Genomic DNA, 4,331 nt, shown 5'->3' on the forward strand with positions numbered 1-4,331 from the left:
GCTACGCGCGCGGGCCGCTCATTCCGGAGTTCCAGGCGTCTTGCCGCGCGTCTCGGCGGCGCGCAGGAAGTCGAAGTCGACGCCGCGGTCCGCCTGCGTCACGGACTGCAGGAACAGCTTCAGATAGCCGCGCGGTGCGCTCGGCTCGCGCACCGGACTGGCCGCACGGCGCCGTTCCAGCTCGTCGTCCGGCACCAGCAGGCTCAACTCGCGGCGGCTGACGCTCAGGCGAATCCGGTCGCCGGTGCGCACCAGGGCCAGCGGTCCGCCCACCGCGGCTTCCGGCGTGACATGCAGCACCACCGTGCCGAACGCGGTGCCGCTCATGCGCCCGTCCGAGATCCGCACCATGTCCTTGACGCCGGCGCGCGCCAGCTTGCGCGGGATCGGGATATAGCCGGCTTCCGGCATGCCGGGCGCGCCCTTCGGTCCGATGTTCTTCAGCACCAGCACATCGTCGGCGTTGACGTCGAGATCGTCGCCGTCGATGCGCTCGACCAGGTCCTGCGAATGCTCGAACACCACCGCGCGCCCCTCGTGCTCCATCAGCGCGGCGTCGGCGGCGGACTGCTTGATGATCGCGCCGCCCGGCGCCAGGTTGCCGCCGAGCACGGCGATGCCGCCCTGCGGATAGATCGGATCGGCGATCGGGCGCACCACGTCCTGCGCGAAGCCCGGCCCGGCGGCGTCGAGCTCCTCGCCCAGCGTGCGTCCCGTGACGGTCAGCGCATCGAGCCGCAGCAGCGGCCGCAGCTCGCGCAGCAGCGTGGCCATGCCGCCGGCCTTGTGGAAGTCCTCCATGTAGTGCTGGCCGCTGGGCTTCAGGTCGAGCAGCACCGGCGTCTCGCGGCCCATGCGGTCCAGCGCCTGCATGTCGATGTCCAGCCCCATGCGGCCCGCGATCGCGGCCAGGTGCACGATGCCGTTGGTCGAGCCGCCGATCGCCAGCAGCACGCGCAATGCATTCTCGAACGCGGCCGGCGTCAGCACCTTGTCGATGGTCAGCCGTTCGCGCGCCATCGCGACCGCGCGGGTGCCGGTCAGCTCGGCGATGCGGATGCGATCGGCGGTGACGGCCGGCGGCGTGGCGGCACCGGGCAGGCTCATGCCCATCGCCTCGGTCAGGCAGGCCATCGTGCTGGCGGTGCCCATAACCGAACAGGTGCCGACGCTGGCGACCAGCTGGTCGTTGACCTGCGCGGTCTCGTGCGCGTCGATCTCGCCCGCGCGGAACTTGCCCCAGTAGCGGCGGCAATCGGTACAGGCGCCGACCCGCTCGCCGCGATGCGAGCCGGTCAGCATCGCGCCGGTCACCAGCTGGATCGCGGGCACGCCCGCCGAGGCCGCGCCCATCAGCTGCGCCGGCACGGTCTTGTCGCAGCCGCCGATCAGCACCACCGCGTCCATCGGCTGCGCGCGGATCATCTCCTCGGTATCGATCGACATCAGGTTGCGCAGCACCATGCTGGTCGGCGCGGCGAAGCTCTCGTGGATCGAGATCGTCGGGAACGGCATCGGCAGCCCGCCGGCCAGCAGGATGCCGCGTTTGACCGCCTCGATCAGCTGCGGCATGTTGCCGTGGCATGGGTTGAAGGCGCTGCCGGTATCCGCGATGCCGATCACCGGCCGCTCGAGCGCGGCGTCGGTATAGCCCGATCCCTTGATGAAGGCCTTGCGCAGGAACAGCGAGAAGCCCTGGTCGCCGTAGTTGGTCAGGCCCTGGCGCAGGCCGGTGTCGGGCCGGGTATCGCTTCGGGTATCGCCTCGGGTATCGCTGGGCGTATCGCGTCGCTTGTCGTTGCCGGATGCGTCGGGTGTCTTCGAAATCGTGCTCATGGTGGGTGCGGAAATGATCGGTCTCGCGAATGCCTGTCAAACGATGTCGTCCCCGCGCAGGCGGGGACCCAGTGACTTAAAAAGACGCTGGGTTCCCGCGTGCGCGGGAACGACGAGATGAATGCGGAATCGGCTTCAGCTGTCCGATTCGATGCCGGCGTCGGTGATCACCTTGTGCCAGCGGCTCACCTCGTCGCGCAGCCGCTCGGCGGCCTTGTCCGGCGTGGTGGCGGGCAACGCGTAGACGCCCTGCTGCAGCAACTGCGCCTTGACCGCCGGCATCTGCAGCATCTTCGCCAGCGCGGCGTTCAGCCGCTGCACCACCGGCGCCGGCGTGCCGGCCGGCGCGAGCACGCCAAAGGTCGAGCTGACATCGAGCGCCGGCATGCCGCTCTCGCCGGCCGCCGGCACGTCCGGCAGCATCGAGATCCGTTTCGCCGCCGCCACCGCGACCGGCCGCAGCTGGCCGCTCTTGATGAAGGGCTGCGCCGCGGGCACGGTCTCGACCATCATGTTGACCTGCCCCGCGACCAGGTCGGTCATCGCCGGGCCGCTGCCCTTGTACGGCACGTGCACCATGTCGATGCCGGCCTCCTTGCGGAAGATCTCGGCCGCCATCCGCTGCGGCGCGCCGGCGCCCGAGCTCGCGTAGTTCAGCTTGCCGGGATTGGCCTTGCCGTACTGGATCAGCTGCTGCAGCGTGGTGACCGGCAACTGCGGATTGACCACCACGACCAGCGGCACCGAGCCGACCACCATCACCGGCACGAAGTCCTTCAGCAGATCGTAGCGCAGCCGCCCCTTCTCCAGCGTCGCCATCGTCGAATGCGAGGTCAGCGCGCCCATCAGCAGCGTGTAGCCGTCCGGCGCGCTCTTTGCGACCGCCTCGGCGCCGATATTGCCGCCGGCGCCGCCGCGGTTCTCGACCACGACCTGCTGTCCCAGCGCCTCGCCGAGCCGTGCGGCGACGATGCGGCCGATCACGTCGGTGGCGCCGCCCGGAGGATAGGGAATCACCAGGCGCACCGGCTTGTCCGGGTACGCGGCCAGGGCGGCGGGCGCGAGCGCGGCCCATAGCGGCGCGGACAAGGCGAGCAGGCCGGCGCGCAGCCAGGTCCGGCGGCGTCGCTGGAATGAGAGGATCGGCTTGGTGGTCATGGGGTCTCCTGGATCTCGTTGTCGTGGGCGCTGTCCTCGGGCCTCGCGTGGGAACGCATCGAGGCACGGGGCGCCGTGACGGCAAGTGTGGAGACGGGCGGCGGGCGGAAGAAGCGGTTGCCGCACCGATTAACCAAAAAATTATTTTGGTCCGGGCGGATCGCGCCGGCTAATCATCGATCGGAGTTTTTGATGCTCAGCGCCAAAATCATTCGTTTCATATCGCGAGTCCTGCTCAGTACAATCGGCCTGGCTTCGCGCGGATCCCGCCGCTGTCGACGCCCCCGCCGAACCCTTCGCTTCTCTCTCGATTCCATCACACCATGACCGAATTCGTGATTCCACCCTGTCCGCAGGCCAGCGTCGCCGTCGCCGGCAGCGACGCCCGCTTCCCGATCCGCCGCGTGTTCTGCGTGGGACGCAACTACGCCGCCCATGCGCGCGAGATGGGCAAGGACCCCGACCGCGAGCCGCCGTTCTTCTTCACCAAGCCGGCCGATGCGGTGGTGCCCGCGCAAGGCACCGTGCCCTACCCCCCGCTGACGGACAACCTGCACCACGAGATCGAAATGGTGGTCGCGATCGGCACGGGCGGCACCGACATCGCCGTCGAGCGCGCGCTGGATCATGTGTGGGGCTATGGCGTCGGCGTGGACCTGACGCGCCGCGATCTGCAGGATGTCGCCAAGTCGATGAGCCGGCCGTGGGACTGGGCGAAGGCCTTCGACGCGTCCGGCCCGTGCGGGCCGCTGCAGCCGGCCAGTGCGGTCGGCCATCCGGCCCAGGGCCGCATCTGGCTCGAGGTCAATGGCGAGGTGCGCCAGCAGGGCGACCTCGACGAGATGATCTGGCCGGTGGCCGACGTGATCGCCTATATCTCGCAGAGCGTCGCGCTGGCCCCCGGCGACCTGATCTTCACCGGCACGCCGGCCGGCGTCGGCAAGCTGCAACCGGGCGACGCGGTGCGCGGCGGCGTGCAGGGGCTCGGCGAGTTCGTGTTTACGGTGGGTCAACGCCGCGGTTGAGCGCGGACGCGTCTTTCGCTGTCATTCCCGCGCAGGCGGGAATCCAGCGTCGTTTTCAAGCCGCTGGGTCCCCGCCTTCGCGGGGACGACAGCGCCGCCAAGCAAAAAGGCCACGGCATGGGACCGTGGCCTTTTGTTTGCGTGGCGGCAAGCACCACGCAGCGTTCAATCGAAGCCCAGCTCCTGCAGCTTGCGCGTGATGGTATTGCGGCCGATGCCGAGCCGCGTCGCCGCCTCGACGCGGCGGCCGCGCGTGACGCCCAGCGCGGCCTCCAGCACCGCCTTCTCGAAGCGGCGCGTCAGCAGGTCCAT

The 4,331-nt window shown here is 69.7% G+C and carries 4 protein-coding genes; 1 reads left to right on the top strand and 3 read right to left on the bottom strand.

The genetic code is table 11. From position 1 onward, the window contains the following. Positions 1-18: 18 nt before the first annotated feature. Both B551_RS14460 and B551_RS14465 read right to left on the bottom strand, forming a co-directional pair. Positions 19-1,836 (bottom strand): IlvD/Edd family dehydratase, encoded by a 1,818-nt coding sequence (locus B551_RS14460; RefSeq protein ID WP_006580070.1) that lies wholly within the window; start codon positions 1,834-1,836, stop codon positions 19-21. Positions 1,837-1,971: 135 nt separating this feature from the next. Then, the gene (locus B551_RS14465) at positions 1,972-2,994 is read right to left on the bottom strand and encodes a tripartite tricarboxylate transporter substrate binding protein (protein ID WP_006580071.1); all 1,023 of its coding nucleotides are present in this window, start codon (positions 2,992-2,994) and stop codon (positions 1,972-1,974) included. 323 nt (positions 2,995-3,317) lie between these two features. Between B551_RS14465 and B551_RS14470 the strand changes: the two genes are divergently transcribed. Next, positions 3,318-4,019, top strand: coding sequence for a fumarylacetoacetate hydrolase family protein (locus B551_RS14470; RefSeq protein ID WP_006580072.1), 702 nt, complete (start codon positions 3,318-3,320; stop codon positions 4,017-4,019). 165 nt (positions 4,020-4,184) lie between these two features. On the opposite strand, the gene B551_RS25635 is transcribed toward B551_RS14470, so the two are convergent. Next, positions 4,185-4,331 (bottom strand): helix-turn-helix domain-containing protein (locus tag B551_RS25635; RefSeq protein ID WP_023264384.1); only part of this gene is annotated, 147 nt, incomplete at its 5' end.

It is taken from the genome of Cupriavidus sp. HPC(L) (genome assembly GCF_000307735.3).
GTDB lineage: Bacteria > Pseudomonadota > Gammaproteobacteria > Burkholderiales > Burkholderiaceae > Cupriavidus.